The sequence below is a fragment of the Bacillota bacterium genome, assembly GCA_013314855.1.
Lineage (GTDB): Bacteria > Bacillota > Clostridia > Acetivibrionales > DUMC01 > Ch48.
Genome location: JABUEW010000054.1, coordinates 1 through 18,302, shown reverse-complemented (window position 1 = coordinate 18,302; position 18,302 = coordinate 1). Strand labels below are relative to the sequence as shown.

The 18,302-nt window shown below is 37.2% G+C and carries 16 protein-coding genes; 11 read left to right on the top strand and 5 right to left on the bottom strand.

The features are described 5' to 3' along the window. Positions 1-12: 12 nt before the first annotated feature. From HPY74_10720 to HPY74_10705, 4 genes are all read right to left on the bottom strand, one after another. Entirely contained in the window at positions 13-1,320 is a 1,308-nt protein-coding gene (locus HPY74_10720) for a TRAP transporter large permease (GenBank protein NSW91123.1), read from the bottom strand. Continuing rightward, positions 1,317-1,820: a TRAP transporter small permease gene (locus HPY74_10715; protein ID NSW91122.1), complete on the bottom strand. Its 504-nt coding sequence runs from the start codon at positions 1,818-1,820 to the stop codon at positions 1,317-1,319. Before HPY74_10715 ends, HPY74_10720 begins: the two co-directional genes overlap by 4 nt. A gap of 55 nt (positions 1,821-1,875) precedes the next feature. Beyond that, the gene (locus HPY74_10710) at positions 1,876-2,901 is read right to left on the bottom strand and encodes a TRAP transporter substrate-binding protein (GenBank protein NSW91121.1); all 1,026 of its coding nucleotides are present in this window, start codon (positions 2,899-2,901) and stop codon (positions 1,876-1,878) included. 391 nt (positions 2,902-3,292) lie between these two features. Beyond that, positions 3,293-4,021 carry a gamma-glutamyl-gamma-aminobutyrate hydrolase family protein gene (locus HPY74_10705; protein ID NSW91120.1) on the bottom strand — a complete coding sequence of 243 codons (729 nt, stop codon included), beginning with the start codon at positions 4,019-4,021 and terminating at the stop codon, positions 3,293-3,295. Positions 4,022-4,279: 258 nt separating this feature from the next. Here HPY74_10705 and grpE point away from each other — a divergent pair, with 258 nt between their 5' ends. The 4 genes from grpE to HPY74_10685 all read left to right on the top strand — a co-directional run bounded on the left by grpE (position 4,280) and on the right by HPY74_10685 (position 8,823). Further along, on the top strand, positions 4,280-4,960 hold the full coding sequence (gene grpE / locus HPY74_10700) for a nucleotide exchange factor GrpE (protein ID NSW91119.1): 681 nt from the start codon (positions 4,280-4,282) through the stop codon (positions 4,958-4,960). Then, entirely contained in the window at positions 4,953-6,674 is a 1,722-nt protein-coding gene (locus tag HPY74_10695) for an Hsp70 family protein (GenBank protein ID NSW91118.1), read from the top strand. The genes grpE and HPY74_10695 overlap by 8 nt, the downstream gene beginning before the upstream one ends. Continuing rightward, entirely contained in the window at positions 6,664-7,245 is a 582-nt protein-coding gene (locus tag HPY74_10690) for a hypothetical protein (protein NSW91117.1), read from the top strand. Before HPY74_10695 ends, HPY74_10690 begins: the two co-directional genes overlap by 11 nt. Before the next feature lie 135 nt (positions 7,246-7,380). Then, positions 7,381-8,823, top strand: a complete 1,443-nt coding sequence (locus tag HPY74_10685) for a tetratricopeptide repeat protein (GenBank protein ID NSW91116.1) — start codon at positions 7,381-7,383, stop codon at positions 8,821-8,823. A 40-nt stretch (positions 8,824-8,863) separates the two neighbouring features. Here the strand turns inward: HPY74_10685 and HPY74_10680 are convergent, their stop codons facing one another. Next, entirely contained in the window at positions 8,864-9,703 is an 840-nt protein-coding gene (locus HPY74_10680; protein ID NSW91115.1) for a helix-turn-helix transcriptional regulator, read from the bottom strand. 264 nt (positions 9,704-9,967) lie between these two features. Between HPY74_10680 and HPY74_10675 the strand changes: the two genes are divergently transcribed. From HPY74_10675 to iolG, 7 genes are all read left to right on the top strand, one after another. Further along, positions 9,968-11,392 carry a glycoside hydrolase family 4 gene (locus HPY74_10675; protein NSW91114.1) on the top strand — a complete coding sequence of 475 codons (1,425 nt, stop codon included), beginning with the start codon at positions 9,968-9,970 and terminating at the stop codon, positions 11,390-11,392. Between the two features lie 314 nt (positions 11,393-11,706). Beyond that, the gene (locus HPY74_10670) at positions 11,707-12,642 is read left to right on the top strand and encodes a TIM barrel protein (GenBank protein NSW91113.1); all 936 of its coding nucleotides are present in this window, start codon (positions 11,707-11,709) and stop codon (positions 12,640-12,642) included. Between the two features lie 92 nt (positions 12,643-12,734). Then, complete coding sequence (locus tag HPY74_10665; GenBank protein NSW91112.1) at positions 12,735-13,400, top strand: hypothetical protein; 666 nt, start codon at positions 12,735-12,737, stop codon at positions 13,398-13,400. Between the two features lie 282 nt (positions 13,401-13,682). Continuing rightward, entirely contained in the window at positions 13,683-14,876 is a 1,194-nt protein-coding gene (locus tag HPY74_10660; protein NSW91111.1) for an alcohol dehydrogenase catalytic domain-containing protein, read from the top strand. Between the two features lie 68 nt (positions 14,877-14,944). Continuing rightward, positions 14,945-16,063, top strand: coding sequence for a creatininase family protein (locus HPY74_10655; GenBank protein ID NSW91110.1), 1,119 nt, complete (start codon positions 14,945-14,947; stop codon positions 16,061-16,063). Positions 16,064-16,094: 31 nt separating this feature from the next. Next, positions 16,095-16,928: a sugar phosphate isomerase/epimerase gene (locus HPY74_10650; protein ID NSW91109.1), complete on the top strand. Its 834-nt coding sequence runs from the start codon at positions 16,095-16,097 to the stop codon at positions 16,926-16,928. Positions 16,929-17,028: 100 nt separating this feature from the next. Continuing rightward, positions 17,029-18,033: an inositol 2-dehydrogenase gene (gene iolG, locus HPY74_10645; protein ID NSW91108.1), complete on the top strand. Its 1,005-nt coding sequence runs from the start codon at positions 17,029-17,031 to the stop codon at positions 18,031-18,033. Positions 18,034-18,302 lie beyond the last annotated feature (269 nt).

Sequence of the window (18,302 nt, the reverse complement as noted above, 5' to 3'; positions counted from 1 at the left end):
CTTTATAGTATATCACATTAGCAAGTTAGGTAAAAAGGTCACTATCCGTGGGAATGCTATTAAAAGTCCCATGCAAACAAAAAGCGCTATAAGGAACGGCCATATTCCCTTGAAAATGGTTTCGGTTGGAATGTCAGGGGCTACTCCTTTAATTATAAACACGTTCATACCTACCGGGGGGGTTATTACTCCCATAGCTACCACAAGTACAATTATCACTCCAAACCATATGGGATCGTAACCTAGAACATTTACAGCTACCGGGTAGAATATAGGTATGGTTAATAAGATAAGGGCAAGAGCATCGATGAAACACCCCAGTACAAAGTATATAAGCAGAATAATTGCCATTACCGCAAAAGGTGGTAGGGATATGCCGGCTGCCCAATTAGCTAGGGCAAAAGGAAGACGGCTGACGGCAATAAAACGGCCAAAGACAACAGCTCCTGCTACCATCAGCATAATCATGGATGTGGTGCGGGTAGTATCTAAAAGTGATTTTCTGAAATTCTTCCAGCTCAAGCGCCTTCTTAAAATCGTAATCAGAAGTATGCTTGCAGCGCCTACCGCTCCCGCTTCCGTAGGTGTAAACCAGCCTGCGAAAAGACCTCCGAGGGAAATACAGAAAGTAATAATAACTTCCAAAATTCCGTTTTTCAATACCGGTATTATTTCTTTCCAATGCGTTTTTGGACCTGCCGGTCCAAGAGAAGGATTCCTCGATGTAATAATGTATATGGCAATCATATATAAAAGTGTTAGGAGGATGCCAGGAATGATCCCTGCTATAAACAGTTTTCCTATTGACTGCTCCGAGGATATACCATAAACAATAAATATAACGCTGGGAGGTATCAATACGCCAAGTGCTCCGCCTGCTGCTACACTGGCGGAAGACAATGAGTCATCGTATTTATATTTTTTCATTTCCGGCAGTGCAATAGCTCCTATTGTAGCAGCAGTAGCCGTATTGGAACCGCATATGGCACCAAATAGTGCACATGCGGCTTGTGTTGCTATGGCCAGCCCACCAGGCTTATGGCCAACAAGCTTGTAAGTGAAGCTATAGAGGTTGGAACCCACTCCGGAATAGTAAGCAATAAAACCCATCCATATGAACATGGGAATAACACTCAATGAGTATGATGAAAACGTACTATATATTTCGGTAGTTGCCATGCTCAAAGCGGCCGAAGGCGAGACAAGGATACTGAATCCCAAAATTCCTGTTAACAACATTACATAGGCTATAGGAATACGAAGGATAAGGAGGATAACAAAAACCACCAACCCTAATAAACCAATAAGTTCCGGAATCAAGGATTTCTCACCTCCTTAATAGCCTGTTTTGCTTTATCCAGTAATACAAGGGAAAGCACTGCGAAACCGGCAGCTATAACATATACAAACAAATAAAACGGTGTTTGCGTTGTTGGAGACACCTCATTACTCGCTGCCAGCCTACCGGCATAAAGAAACATTCTCCAGGTAAAAAAAAGCATACAGCAAAATACTATGGTGCCCGTGACCATATCGATAATACTTTGAGCCTTTTTGCCGAGCTTTTCTATAATAAATCCTATTGCAATGTGGCCATTTACTGCAGCACAGTATGCAATTCCACATCCAACAATAAGGGCAGTGAGAAAACTTGTATACTCATAGGTACCAAGGATGGGGCTTTTAAATACTGCTCGTAGTATAATATTAAATACTACCAGGACCATTACCAACACAATCCCCCAGCATGCTACTTCATTAAGAAGAGCAGCAACTTTTTTTACGCTAAAATTTTTTACGCTAAAACCGGATTTATCCAAAACACTTCCCCCTACAAATATATTATCAATGATATATAAATGATATAAAAACGCTTTAGTATTTATCGTTATATTTTTTGGAAAGGTCTTTGACAACTTTCAATATGTCTTTATCTATACCCATATCTTTCATCTTTTTTTCAAATTCATCCTGTATGGGTTTTACTTTTTCTATCCACTTTGCCGTTTCTTCTTCGGATAATTCAATTACTTCCATACCCTTTTCTTCAACCGCCCATTTAAAGGCTGCTTCGTTTTGTTTATCCCACAGGCCTGCTCCAACTTCCTCCTGGAATTTTTCATTTACCTCAAGGATTGCTTTTTGAATATCACCAGGAAGAGAATTCCATTTGTTAAGATTCATTGTAACAAAGAACAGTGTATTGTAAAGGAATGGTGTTATGGTAAGATACTTTGTGACATCAGCATGATTCCATCCCTTTAATACCTCAATGGGGGATAGGTTTCCTTTCACTATACCTTTTTGAAGAGCTTCATAAGCATCGGACTGTGCCATACCTACAGGTATACCACCAAGAGTTTCTATGGTCTTTGCACTTAAGCCCGTAGCTCTTATTTCCATACCCTGGAGGTCATTCAGATTCCTTACGGGAGTTTTTGTAAAAAGGTCCCCCGGGCCTGTGGCAATAACCATCATAAGCTTTGTATCTTTAACTTCGTCAGGATCAAGCTGTTTTATTCCATCCCAGGCAACCATGCTGGCTACTTTAGAGTTTTTGTATATAATACCGGGAAGCTCAAAGGCTTCAAGTACGGGAAATCGACCCCTTGTATATGAAAAACATGAAAGCCCTATATCGGCAACACCCTCAACGACCCCCTTATATATATCTGCGGCTTTAAGGAGCGTCTCACCCGGATAGCTTGTTATTATCACCCTCCCTCCGGTAGCCTTTTCAACCTCTTTAATCCATCCTTGTACGAACTCTGTTTCTGCCGGGTGTGTGCCCGGGAAAAAATGGGCCAGGCTTAATTTAATTGTTTCCGTATTCTTCGAACCGATAGACTGGGTGCAGGATGCAGCAATTAATGTTAAAGACAGCACCAGAAGAACAGTCATTATTCTTTTGGTTACATGAATAAAATACTTAAATTTCACAAAATTCTCCCCCTCTCTTATTTGGTGACAGTATCAAAAGCATTCATGTGCTTTCGACGTCTGCATTTTGTCTGCATTTTTTATTTTCAACGAGAAGCTACGGAGGATTTTAAGAGCGGTTAATGGATTATTTCATAAGAAGTGAGCCATTATACAATCCGGCATTCATCCAACCGTTCTACCATCCTACGTTTTATTTTATTTTGCAAACCTTCCGTTCTACTAAAAGTCTGTTTTCTTTTACAGACTTTTTTACAACCTTTATTATAGCTTTGAAATATTACTATGTCAATAAAAAAGTGACTTAGTGTCTTAAACAGAAGCCTGTAGCAAAACTGCCGGTAGCTGACTGCTATACTCTGGCGGCCATTATAAACTCTTTAAATATATTTAAATAGATCGAGTTTTTCTGCCACATAAGTTCAGGGTGCCATTGTACTCCAACAACAAATTCAGCCTTCCTGTATTCTATTGATTCAATAATTCCGTCTGCAGTGTATGATGTTGCTTTAAACCCTGAAGCTACATCCTTAACAGACTGATGATGATAGGAATTTACTTTAATGCAACCGGTTTTAAAAGAATTATATATGATAGTATCCTTTTCAATAAATATATCGTGAATTGGATACCAGGAAGGTGCATCCTGTGAATGTTTTAAAATATTCCGATCTTTTATTTGAGAGTTTATATCCTGATATAGGGTACCCCCCATGGCTACATTTATAACTTGAATTCCTCTGCATATTCCAAGTATTGGCTTTCCCATTTCAAAAGCCTTTCTTACAATAAAAATTTCCATGGTATCCCTTATAGGCACTATCTTACCGTTGAAAACCATATTATTCTCATTATAATGTTTGGCATCCAGGTCCGGACCTCCCGGAATTAAAAACCCATCACATCTTTTTACAAATTCAAACATTAAACCTTCATCTTCGGTTAAAGATAAAAGTATGGCCAAGCCTCCTGCCGTGTTTATAGCATTAACGTAACCTTCATCAATATATAATTTTTGTCCTTCATATGAATATCCCGGTACTATCCCAATTAATGGACGGTTTGAAATAGTAAGCTCCATAGAATAATCCCTCCAAATTGTCTTTCAGTTTTATTCAATTATAAATATTATAAATATTATATTAAATATTATATTTACGTTTTGCAATTGTATTATTATATTCATTGCAAGTTTGATTCATATAAACTTTTTAAAAAGCATTGCTATTTACTCTATATATTGTTAAAATATTAAAAAAGCATTTTATAATGTAGAATTATATACATAAATATACATGTTATATATAAACATACGTATTACACATGGAAAGGTGGCACTATGATAGCTTTTGAAGAAGAACTTAAGAAATTTGATTTTTTCAATATAGATAGCAGCTTTAAAGATACCCAAAGTGAATTAGTCAATGTTTTCAGAGAGGTCAATTCAACACTGGGCAGGATTAGCAAAGAGCAGGACAAGGCAAATATACAATTAGAAGAGATAATGTTGGTTTTTGACGAAATAAAAGAGAAAGATGAGACAATTAAGAAACTGGAGAAAAGCCTTGATTCATCGGAAAGGGAAAAACTTGCAATAATAAAAAGTTTGATAGAAATACTCGACGAGGTAGAAAATTTGTACAGGCTTTCCATGAAAGAGGAAAATGAATCATGGCACCAGCAAGTATCTTTAATGTGGGGACTTATCAATAAAGTCCTTTTTTCCATCGGAATGACTCGTATAGATGACGAAAACACCATGTTTAACCCCTTGCTGAATAATATTGTGGGGGTAAAATCAAATATTGAACTTGGGGAAGGAATTGTACTGGAAGTTTTAAAAAGCGGGTACACTTATAAGGGAATGGTTTTAAGGAAATCGGAAGTTATTGTAAACAAGCATATGGCGGTAATTGAAGAACAGCGTATTGAAGAACAGTGTATTGAAGGTCAATGTATTGAAGATCAATGTATAGAGGAACAAAATATAAAAGAGGGAGACATTGAAACATATGAGTAAAATTGTTGGGATAGACCTTGGAACTTCCACATCGGAAATTGCCTTATTGAAGGATGGAAAACCATATATAATACCAAATCATCTTGGTGAATATATAACCCCTTCAGTGGTAGGGATTTCAGATGACGGAAGTATTATTGTGGGCAAGGAGGCAAGGGCACAGTTATTGCTCAAACCGCAGGATACAGTTATTGAAGTTAAAAGGCTCATGGGAAGCAATGAGAAGGTATATATGGGAGGTGTAGAGTATACCCCTCAGCAAATTTCAGCATTTATACTTAAGTACCTTGTAAACTGCGCCAGTGAGCACCTTGGAGAAAGAATCGAAAGAGCTGTTATAACTGTACCGGCGTACTTTTCAGACGTACAAAGGAGGGCAACGGTTGAAGCAGGAAAACTGGCAGGTTTAAGGGTAGAAAGAATAATAAACGAACCAACTGCTGCTTCTTTAGATTACGGAATTGAACATATGAAGGATTGCAAAAATATTCTCGTTTATGACCTTGGGGGAGGTACACTGGACGTAACTGTACTGGAAATGTTTGAAGGGGTTCTTGATGTCAAAGCAAGCAGCGGTAACAATAAACTTGGCGGCAAAGATTTTGATAAAGCTATAATGGATTACCTTCTTGACAAGTTTTATTCAAAATACAAGGTAGATGTTTCTTCTGACCCGAGAGCAATGATGAGGCTTAAGGAAGCAGCAGAAAACTGTAAAATAAACTTAAGCAGCCGGTATGAATACAAAGTAGAGCTTCCTTTCTTTGCACTGGCCGATAATGTGCCTGTAGCCCTTGAAGAAACAGTTACCCGTGATATTTTTGTAAGCTTAATCAAGGATAAAATTGATTCAACCGAGGAACAAATAAATATAGCTTTAAAGGATTCAGGATTAAAAGCATCGGATATTGACCTTATCTTGCTGGTTGGAGGTTCAACGAGAATCCCTTATGTTAAAGAATTTATTGAAAGAATCATGGGGAAGGAAGCAAGTTTTATTGTTGATCCTGATCTTTCCGTTGTAAGAGGTGCTTCTATCCAGGCAGGCATTTTAAGCGAGGAACTTTCTGCTGAAAGCGACATAATTATAACGGATGTATGTCCATACACCCTTGGCACATCTATTCTGGATTTCATCGGCGGAATACCTATCCCCGATGTATATGATGTGATTATACCAAGGAATACCACCATTCCTGTGACAAGAGAAAAGGTATACGGAACTGTTTATGACGATCAAGAAGCAGTTGAAATAAAAGTATACCAGGGCGAATATACAAAGGCATCAAAAAACAACTTTCTCGGTAAATTTATGCTTGAAGGCATACCCCCGGGTCCTGCTTTCTCGCAGAAAATAAATGTTTCCTTTTCATACGATGTAAATGGGATATTGCAGGTTGACGGGACGATAGTGAGTACCGGTCAAAAAGCATCAATAACTGTTGAAACTACCGGGGTAGAGATGATAAAAGAAATTGATGTAAGTGGATGGAAGGATGCGCCAAATGCTAGAAAATACAGGGCTATAGTAAACAAAGCGCAAAGAATGCTGGAAAATGGAGAGGCCGATATAGAAGCTCCGGAAATTGAAACACTTGTAAGAAAAATCAAGGAAGGCCTTGTAACCGGTGAAGATACCGATACTCTGGATGAACTTAAAGATGAGCTGGCAGATATATTATATGCCCTTTCGGAGGAAGAGCATGGTCGATAAACTTTTTTTCTATTATTATAATATGGGTCTGAAAAGGGCAAGGAACAATGAAATAACCCTTGCTGTAGAGGCACTTTCAATAGCGGTAGCACTAAAGGGAGACAACATTTATGCCTGGAACTTGTTAGGGTTATGTTATTACAGGCTCGGAAAGTTGCCGACAGCGGAATACTGCTGGATGGTGAGTCTTTATGTAAATAATCAGGATAATCCTGCGTCGGAATATATAAAAAGCGTTAAAGAGGAAAAGAAAGCCCTTGAGGATTGCGTTTCAAGCATTACTGCTTTGATAGGGGAAAGGGAGTATAAAAAGGCACTAAAGGTTTTGCAAAAGAAACTTCAAAAAAGCCGAGGATTTATTCGTAAATTTATTTTAAAGAACAATAATACCGATGAAAGAGACAGCGAAATAAATGATAATGTTATGATGCTTAATTATATCGGCCTTTTGTACATGCTTTCCGGAAAACGAAAAAAAGCGCTGAAAGCTTGGGGAAAGGCGCTTTTGCTTGATGCGGCAAACCCTCAAGCGTTGATGTATATTGGGTCTTTTTTTAATCAAAGAAAGTAATTACACCATTTGGATTAAGTATCAAGAATTGTCCCGCCTCTATAGGTGGGGGATGCACAGGTATAAAACAGGTATAAAATTGACGGTATAAGAGTCACGATATAAGATTTCCGGTAGAAGAGAGGAAGATTATTAGTGAAAAAAGATTATTACAAGATACTGAATGTTCCTGAAGATGCATCTTCTTTAGATATAAAGAAGGCATATTTTTCCCTTGTTCGGAAGTACTCTCCTGAAAGGTACCCTGAAGAATTTAAGGATATAAGGGAAGCATATGAGGTGCTCATTGACGAAAAAACCCGTAAGGAATATGATTCCGTAAATTCAATGCCTGATGTGGTAAAACTTTATTTTAACAAGAGTAAAGAGGCATTGGAGGATGGAGACGCCGAAATGGCAATTGAGCTTTTAGAGAGAGTAAATAAAATATATCCTGATTTGACAGTTGTAAAAAGCCTTCTGGGGGATGCATATGCAGAAAATGAAAACTATGGAAAAGCCATTCAGATTTTTGAAGACCTTGTTTCAGAGGAGCCTGAAAATGCAAGTTACGCCGGTAAGCTTGCCCATGCATACTTAAGTAGAGGTTGGCACAGGAAAGCAGTAAATAAATATAAAAAAGCTTTGGAGCTTGACGAAGATAACATTGCCTTATGGCTTGGTCTGATTGAATGCTACACGACAGCTGATGAGTATGATAAAGCAAGGAAAATCATTATGGAAGCACTGGAAGTAGGCAGAAGAAAGGATTGGGATAATCCGTTTTTTTACTTGTACCTATTGCAACTTGATGTAATAGAAAGAAAACCTGATGAATTAAAAAAGCACCTTGAGGAAATAAAAGAGTTTGTTGTACGCAATGAAGAACACAGGGAGAATATAGCATGGATCCTGAATATTATTTCAAGTATATTAAACACAAAAGAATACTTGGAAGAGTCACTTGCATTTATAAACACGGCTCATGAACTGGATCCTGGCAATAAAAAAATTGAAAAAAGACTGGTTGATATGGAAAAAGAAAGTGCTTTACGTCTGCAGTTAGAAAAATTACGAAAAGATAAATCAATCCAAAATATTTTTTCGGATATGTTTGAATTCGAAATGGAAAGGTGTGGCAATGAAGATTGCCTGGATTGTGAGTTTAATGCATTTACCTTTGAAATGGATATCCTTACGGATATTGATAGATATAAAAGTAATATTCTGAAGATAAAAAAGGAATACCCCGAGCTATATAAATTAAAAGAAAAATTCTTTTATGATGTACTAAACCCTGCCAGATTTAGGAGCATGCTGTATAAATACAGAAAAAGGCTGGAAAGGTATATGAGAATAATGCCCGGAAGGTTTAGAAGAGGTAGTAATTATGATGATGAAAATTACGAAGATGAAGAGTATGATAGAGAAGATTACGACTATTTAGATGACGATGACTATGACGAAGAGTTTAATGATGATGAAATAGAGTATATACAACAACCATATAGGAGGCCGGAACCTAAAGTAGGAAGAAATGACCCATGTCCATGCGGCAGCGGGAAAAAATATAAAAAGTGCTGCGGGAAAGATGTATAGCTTATAAATATGGCCGTATTAATGCATCAACTAAGGAAGCTTAATCCACGAATTTCGAAGGAGGAACTTTATAATGCTTCTTAAATGCCTTTGAAAAAGAATACTGGTCAGGATAGCCCAGCATGCTACTGATTTCTTTTATCGTATATTTCCGCTGGTAAAGGTAATCCCTTGCACGGTTCATTTTCAACTGGTTGATGTAACGGCCGGGAGAGATTCCAAGCATACTTTTGAAGTAATTTATAAAGTATTTTTCGGACATGCCTGCAACTTCTGCAAGTTTTCTTATCCTTACAGGCTTGCTTATATTATCTGCAATATAATTGAATACCTGCTGCAACATATTAAGCCCTTCCGTATTATTTAACCGCCAAACATTTTCAGGGTAAAAGGTTTTGGAATGATTACCCAAGCTATAATACTCAAATATTTTGGCAAGTAATATAATAAAGCACCCTTTCAACATAATAGCCGAGGAGGAAACATTCTTTTCATAGTTAAGGAACCCTTTTTCGAATATCCGGGCTTCAGCGCTTACGGCATTGCCGGGTATTATTCCGGCAAGGTTGAATTTGTCCAATACCCTGAAATTGTCATAGATGCCGAAATCAAAATGCGTGTATATAAAGCTGCATTTTCTATCATATGTATAAGCTGTATAGAGCATACCGGGATAAAAGAACACTATATCACCTGCAGAGGCTAAATGTGTTTTCCCTTCAACATTTACGGCAATTTTACCGTTTTTAATATACCAGATATCATAATCCTCGTGGGCTTTATTTTCTATCCATTCACTATCGTGGTAAACGTTATTACAGGAATTTATTCTTATAATAATATGCTCGGACAGCTCATTTAATATATTAATATATTTCATGCAAACCGCCTCTATTATTTATACTACCATGCTTGTAAGACTATATCATGCTTATAGAATAATAATAGCAGAAATATCTTATCAATTCAATGTACAAGGTAGTACAGGGCGCATTTTTTTCCACTCATACTTTTTGACATCTTTATGATACCTAATGATATTTTAACATTGTGCATATACTTTTATAATATACTTGAAAGTATTTTTGATTGAACATTACAGACACAGAAGTAGTATAAATATTTATTACGGGAGGTAAAGGGTATGAGTAATAATAATGATATTAATGTTAACAATGCTTATAATGTCAACGATATCAAACACCCAAAGGTTGTCATAATCGGTGCAGGAAGTTTGTTTTTCGGGAGGCAGGCCATATGGCAAATGGTACATTCCCCTTATTTGAATAATGGTACTTTAGCACTTGTGGATATAGACGAGAAGAGGCTTGGAAAAATGGTGAAGCTTGCCCGAATGGTGGTTGATGTTAATGATGTAGGGTTATCCGTGGAAGGCTCAACCTGCTGGAAAGAAGTATTAAAAGGTGCGGATTTTATAGTATTAAGTTTTGCGAAAGACACAGTAAAGTATAGAGGTATTGATTGCGCTGTCTCAGAGAAGTACGGTATTAGGATGTGTTCCGGAGACACAATAGGGCCTGGAGGAATTTTCAGGGCTATGAGGGAGTTCCCCGTAATATTGGAATGTGCAAGAGATATTGAGTCTCTTTGTCCTGATGCCTGGGTAATAAACTATATAAACCCCACGGCAGTCCATGGTATCGGTTTGAGGAGATATGCTCCAAAGTTGAAAAGCTTTGCTTTATGTGACGGGTTACACATGCCGCACGTTAAAAGAAATTATGCATTAAGGGCCGGAATAATATCTCAACCTGAAGAATATTCGGATGAAATAGCACATAGGTTTGATTTTCGTATTGCAGGGGTTAACCACTTTACTTGGCTGCTAAAAGCGGAATTTGACGGGAGAGATGTTGTTCCTGAGATAGCAGAATCCCTTAGGAGAGAAGCGGCAAGAGAAACAGACGGGGGAGACAAGGGGGCAAAGGCACTATATAACAGTAAAATAGGTTATGAATTGTATAAAATATTCGGCCATATACCTACCTGTGTTGCCCATACAAAGGAATATGTAAGGTATTGGCAAGGCTTAGGGAAGACAAAAGAAGAAGTTCCACCTCTGTCCATATGGGAGACTGAAGATAGATACAAACGCCACGAAGAAATGTGGAAGCAAGTAGATGATTTTATTAATGGGAGGATCCCTATTTCGGATTATATGAAAACTTTCGGTCCTGACCATGCCACAGACATTATTGAAAGCATGGTGGGGAGATTAAATAAACCTTTCTATATAAATACTTTTAATACCGGTGCAGTAACGAACATGAGCAATGATGCGTTTCTTGAACTATGTTGCGATGTGACGATGGAAGGCATTAAACCTCACCCTGTAGGGGATATGCCGAAAGGTATACGAGGCATGCAGGAACTTGTATTGGATACACATGAACTTACGGCTGAAGCTATCGCTGAATGCAGCTTTGAAAAATTAAGGAGGGCTATGCTCACGGATCCCCTTGTGAATTCCATTGGTGATGCGGATAACATTATAAAGGAGTTACTGGAACTTGAAAAGGATGCTTTACCACGCTGTTGGTTTGAGTAAGAGAGTTTTTAGCTACATGATAGAGGTGTGTAAAAAAGAGGAATAAGTAGTAAACGTACCTACTTTAAATGATTGAAAGGTTATCCTATAATTAAATACAAGGATAACCTTTTTAATTTTTGTTCAAGAGGTATAACCGGATTTAAGTTTTATATGGTTCAGAGTTGTGGTTGACATAACCGTAAACGTTTGATATTATAATATAACAAGTGAAACGGAAATAGATGTTTTAATTTATGCTTGGTATAGCAAACGTTTATTTAAGTATATGTATAGTCAAAACCGGATTGGTAGATTTACAAGGAGAATATATTATGAACGACTGGAGTAATACTTTTTCATTTTCTACTTCGTGGAATGTTTCAAGACATATAAGCGGAAAAGAAATGATTGAGGAAATAATTGATCTGGGTTTTAATAGAATTGAGTTAAACTATAAAGTTACTCAGGACATGGCAGTTGAAATACTTCCCATAGTTGAAAAAGGGGCTATTAGTATTGCAAGTATACATAATGTATTTCCGAGGATAGACAACCCGGATTTTTCTACGGATTCAGTTTTTTTGGCCCATACCGATCCTGTAAAAAGGAAAGAGGCAATAAATATAACAACAAAAACTGTTGATATGGCTTATATATTTGGTGCAGGCGCTGTTGTATTGCATACAAGTGAAATACCAATGCCGGTAAATTATGATGATATATTAAAGGAACTTTATAAGCAGGGAAAAAGAAATACTGCGGAATATGAAAGAATAAAAGATGAGTTTATTAACTACAGGAACTCTGTAAGTCATAAATATGTAGAACTTACGCGCCAAAGTCTCGAAGAGATTTGCAACTATATGGAGAAAAAAGGTTACTCAATTATTTTGGGTATTGAAAACCGCTTTAGATGTCATCAGATACCCAACTTTTGTGAAGCCCGATTTTTAATTGAAACTCTGAAACACCTTCCTGTATATTTCTGGTATGATATAGGGCATGCGATAATACAAGATGCTCTTGGTATTATGAACAATCCGGAAGGAGCATATAATCTTATGGATAGGCTTTTTGGAATACACATCCATGATGTGGTTGATTTTAGAGATCACTGCTGCCCATACGCAAGTGGAGATGAGTATGATAAATACATTGAAATTATAAAGAAAGCTCCCCTCAAAGTTTTTGAGATTGGTAGCAGGGAAACCAAAGAAGATATTATTAAAAGTGCCAATCTTTTGTATAAGAAGATGAGAGACTTTTGACATTTAGATCGACTTTTAAACATTTATATTTTATATATTAAAGAAAGATAGTCTCAAAAATATTATAAAAACAAAGAGAAGGAGGGATATTAATGAATAGTGCTAAAGAAATTGTGAAAAAGTATTCACCTTACATTTATTTTGATGAAAATGAGCCTTTTTTCCCGGTTAAGGTTGGCTATTCCATATTTGATAAGCCGGGAGAATCAAAATCCTTTAATAGGAAAATTGAGTTTGATACCGATTCGGTAGACTTCGCAATTGAATATGCCATATATTGGGATTATGACATTCAGCACTTATATGAGCTGGAACATGTTTGGATATATATTGATAAAAATGAGAAATTAGTCGATGGAGAAGCAAGTTTTCATGGGCGCTATTTAAAAGCATTATTGAAAGATAAAAGCAATATTGAAGATGAAACACATATGAGAGTTTATTCCCAACCGGGAAAACATGCATTTTTCCCAAAGCCAGAGTATTTCGAACTGATACCCGATTTGCGGACTGCTACATATGAACGTGCGGGCAATTCAGGGCTTATAGTTACAAGCATTTTTAAAGGTATATACGAAACAAATGAAGATATTAATAGAATGGTGGAAGATTACCTTAAAAAGTTTAAATTCAAACCTGCAATGAGATTTAGAAAATATGTTATTCCGGATAATATTTTTATAACCTGGGAGGAGCTATTTATTGAAATACCTCAAAGAATAGCGGACAGGCTTGAGGAGATAAGAAAATGCAATTAAATTTATTTTAGGATATATTATGATACAGTAAAAAATCGGAATAAATAGCAAGCATACCTCCTTTAAATGTGAATTTGGCTATTCTATGATTATTTTAGGTGCAAGTGTGCATTTCAAAATTAGGTTAGTTGTGATTTAATTGTGAAGTTATAAATAGATTGACAAAATTGCAAACGTTTGATACTATTATAATAACACTAGAACAAAAAAGATTATTTGGTTTATACTTATCACCGTAAACGTTTAAGACATAAATGGTATATTAAGGGGGGTATGTATGAAATGGCAAAAGCAATGAAAGGTGTTACATTATTTGCAGATTGGGAACCCAGACCTGATTTTAAACTTGGTTCCAAGGATATCGAAAAGAAACAAACTTATCTTGGAAGCAAGGTGTGGAGAAATCCTCACATCGAGATAGTTGAGCATTCCATTCCGGAGCCTGGTCCCGGGGAAGTTTTAATCGAAGTAAAAGCATGCGGAATATGTGGAAGCGATGTCCATATGGCGCAACCCGATGAGGAGGGCTACATCCTGTATCCGGGATTAACGGGTTTCCCGTGTATTCTTGGCCATGAGCTGGCAGGTGTCGTGGTTAAAGCGGACGAGAAAGCTTTTGACAAAAGGACAAATCAACCTTTTAAGGGTGGAGAATTTGTCTGTGCTGAAGAAATGATGTGGTGTGGCGAATGTAAACCGTGTGCGGATGGTTATCCAAATCACTGTGAACGGCTTAATGAAATAGGTTTTAATGTAAACGGCGCATTTGCGAAATACATTGTACTGCCGGCCAAGCTTCTTTGGAACCTTGAATCGTTGAAAAAGAGATACAAGGGTGATGATATATTCTTGGCCGGGAGCCTGGTAGAGCCTACAAGTGTTGCCTATAATGCTGTGATAGAAAGAGGAGGCGGGATAAGGCCGGGAGATAATGTAGTTATATGCGGCGGAGGTCCTGTTGGAATTGCAGCATGTGCCATCTTAAAAAGAAATGGGGCAGCGAGGGTAATACTTTCGGAACCCCAGCCTGAAAGAGCGGAACTTGGGAAAAAACTGGGGGCAGATTATGTAATAAATCCAATAAAGGAAGACTTTGTGCAAAGGGTTCTTGAACTGACTGACGGCATGGGGGCAAATCTTTACCTTGAAGCAACCGGACTTCCTACTGTTGTTTATCCTCAAATAGAAAAGGCTATATGGGAGGGAAAAACCGTTAATAGTACAGTGGTTGTAGTTGCCAGAGCCGATGCAAAAATGCCGGTTACAGGTGAAGTATTGCAGGTAAGGAGAGCAAGAATTATTGGAGCGCAGGGCCATTCGGGGCATGGCACCTTTTTTAGGGTAATTGAGTGTATGGGTGATGGTATGGACATGACACCGATGATAACCAAAAAAATAACCTTGGATGAAGTACCTGAGAATATTATAAGTTTGAGGACAGACAGAAAAGAGTGCAAGATTACCTGCCTAATATAAAAGAAGAAAAGAAGATAGTAAATTACTAATTTGGGAGAGTTAACTAACTTATATAGGGGGAGAATTAAATGAGTGAAAAAGATAAAAAATGGCTTCTTACCGATAATCCTGCAATAATTTTTGAAGATAATACAGTAGGCCGGCTCAAAAAGCAAATATGGGATGCACCTGAGGAAGAAATAGATGAAATACTTAAGGAATATGAAATACCTTCAGAGTCTGAATTAGGTAAAGCCGGTACGTATATACAGAATACTCCCAGGTATAAAGTAATAGAAAAAAGAAGAAAAAACGACATTGTTTTTGTACCGGTAGGTTGCACAGAGAACCACGGCATGCACGCAAACAGCGGACTTGACACATTCATGGTTACCCAGATACTGGAAGGTGTACGCAGATATACTGCAAAACAGGGACGGGAAGTGAGCCTTGCCTTTCCGCCACTTAACTACGGCGGCCATCCTTACCATCATCTTGGAATGCCAGGGACAATCATAATGCCTGAAGAGGTTGTAAAAGAAACATTGATTTACACAATGCTGGGCTTATGGAACGATGGTTTCAGGAAAATAATTATGGTTAATAACCATGGTCATTTGTGGATGCTTGAGTCAGCAATACAGGAATTTATGAAAAGATACCATTTGCCAGGAATATTCCAGGTGCTTGATTGGCACAGAGCAGTGCGTGAATTTTTTTATCCCGCAGGAAGGGATGACAGCCTGGAAACACATTTTGTGCATGCTGATGAGGCAGAAACCTCAGTTGCATTGCTTCTTTTCAAAGATATGGTAGACATGAGCGTGGTACAAGATGCAGAAGGGGAGTCATTTCTGCCAGATGGGCATTTCGACAAATCTGTAGAGCCTTTCAGAAGGCCTCACAGATGGTCTGAGGGAGAAGGACATGCAGCTATAGAACGTGCTGCAACACCTCAAGGAGTTGTCGGAAAACCTTCCCTTGCCACCGCTAAAAAAGCAAAACGGCCTATTGCAGCAATACTTAAATACCTGACTCTTATTAATGACCAGATATTGGAAGCTTTTCCTGCCGGGACTGTACCGCCTGTGGAAAAGACCACATTACGTACTGCAAAAGAGATGGAACCTTTCCTGAAAGAGCCCTTCAGTGAAGGCTGGAAATCAGTATATGAATTGCCTCCAATGGGAGTATTTACGAAACTTTAACATTATAGATAAGATAATGGAGTTGAACACAATGGCAGGTTCTGTATTAAAGTACAGCGCTACAGTTGCGATAAACGCATCGAATACATCGCCTATACTTTTCAGAGGAGAGCTGTGTTCGAATATTATTAAAAGCAAAAAATATGGTTTTGATGCTATAGAAATTCATATACGATGGCCTGATGAAGTTGAAGTAGATAAAATCAATGAGTATTGTTCTAAAAACAATATAACTATTTCTACTATAGGAACGGGTATGTCCTACGTTATAGATGGACTTTCACTTACGGATTTGGATTGGCAAAAAAGAGAGATGGCAGTAGAAAGGTTAAAAGGGTATATTGATTTGGCAGAAAAACTTAATAGTGGAGTTATTATTGGTTCCATGAGAGGTAAAATTAATTTTGACAACTATAATAAGCATTTATCCGTTTATAGAGAAAATATATTGGAATTGATAGATTATGCAGAATATAAGAGTGTGCCAATATATCTTGAAACTATAAACCGGTACGAAGTCAATTTTCACAATACAATAGAAGAAATGGTTGATTTTCTAAAAAGCATAAATAGCTCCAAACTTAAAATCCTAATTGATACATTTCATATGAACATTGAAGAAGCCGACATAGAGGAAAGTATAAAGAAATATGGCAACTATGTAGGACATGTCCATTTTGCCGATAGCAACAGAAGATATCCCGGAACGGGACATATTAACTTTAGAGGAATTATAAATGCTTTGAAAGAAATGGGATATAAAGGTTATATTGCATTTGAATATCTTCCATACCCCGACCCTGACACTGCAGCAAAAGGCGGACTTGGTTATTTGCTTACACTTGAAAAAAATATTGTAGATTAAAAAAGTGTTTAAAAAAACAGGAGAAAAAAATAATAATAGAGTTTAATTTAAAGTTGGATTGAGGTGTATTTACTTGAAAATTAAAAACCTTGAAAAGAAACTGAAAATAGGTATTATTGGAGCCGGACGTATTGGTAAGCTCCATGCAGAAAACATAGTAGCAAATATAAGGGAAGTAGAATTAAAATCCATTGCCGACATTTATATAAACAATAATATTGAGAAATGGGCATATAGTCTTGGCATAAAGAATGCATATAAAGACTACAGAAGAATTATTGAAGACGAAGAAATAGACGCTGTCCTTATTTGTTCATCTACTGACACCCATTCAAAGTTTATTATAGAAGCAGCAAAAGCAGGGAAACATATATTTTGTGAGAAACCGATAGACTTAGATGTTGAAAGAATAAGGGAGGCATTAGATGCTGTAGAGAAGGCTGAAGTAAAGCTTCAAGTAGGGTTTAACAGGAGGTTTGACCACAATTTCAAGAGAGTCCGGGAGTTTGTAAAAGATGGGAAAATTGGAGATATACATTTATTGAGAATTACTTCAAGAGATCCTGCACCGCCTCCACTGGAATATGTCAAAGTATCGGGCGGGTTATTTCTTGACATGACAATCCACGATTTTGACATGGCGCGTTACCTGACTGGAAGCGAGGTTACAGAAGTATATGCAGTAGGTGAAACTCTTATAGATTCTTCAATAAAACAATACGGTGATGTAGACACTGCAGTGGTTACTTTAAAGTTTAAGAATGGCGCTATCGGAGCAATAGATAATAGCAGAAAAGCTGTATATGGTTATGATCAAAGGGTTGAAGTGTTTGGCTCCAAGGGGTGCATAACAGCAGGAAATGATAAACCGAACACAATAGAAATAAGCAGTGAAGATTGGGTCTACAGCGAAAAACCAAAATACTTCTTCGTTGAAAGATATAAAGAATCATATATAGAGGAGATTAGATCTTTTATTGATGTAATACTTGAGGATAAAGAACCGGAGGTAACCGGGATTGACGGCTTAAAGCCTGTTCTGATAGGCCTTGCGGCTAAAAAATCTCTTGAAACAAGAAAGCCTGTAATAATAGAAGAAATTTAAGCGATGTATGAGAATGTACATATAATGTACATATATTATTGTTTATAAATAGAATAGGAGATGTTATGCTAAAATTCTAATATTTATACGAGCATTCCTGTAATAAATGAAAATGGACTTTGAAAATGAAAAAGCCTCCTGATATGATTAAAGTATCAAATCTAAATCATATTTAACCAGGAGGCGGTAAAAAATGCTTAAGTCACAAGTTGAAAAGATAATGGCAATAAACCCAAAGATGATGATAGTCGGTGTTGATGTTGCCAAGA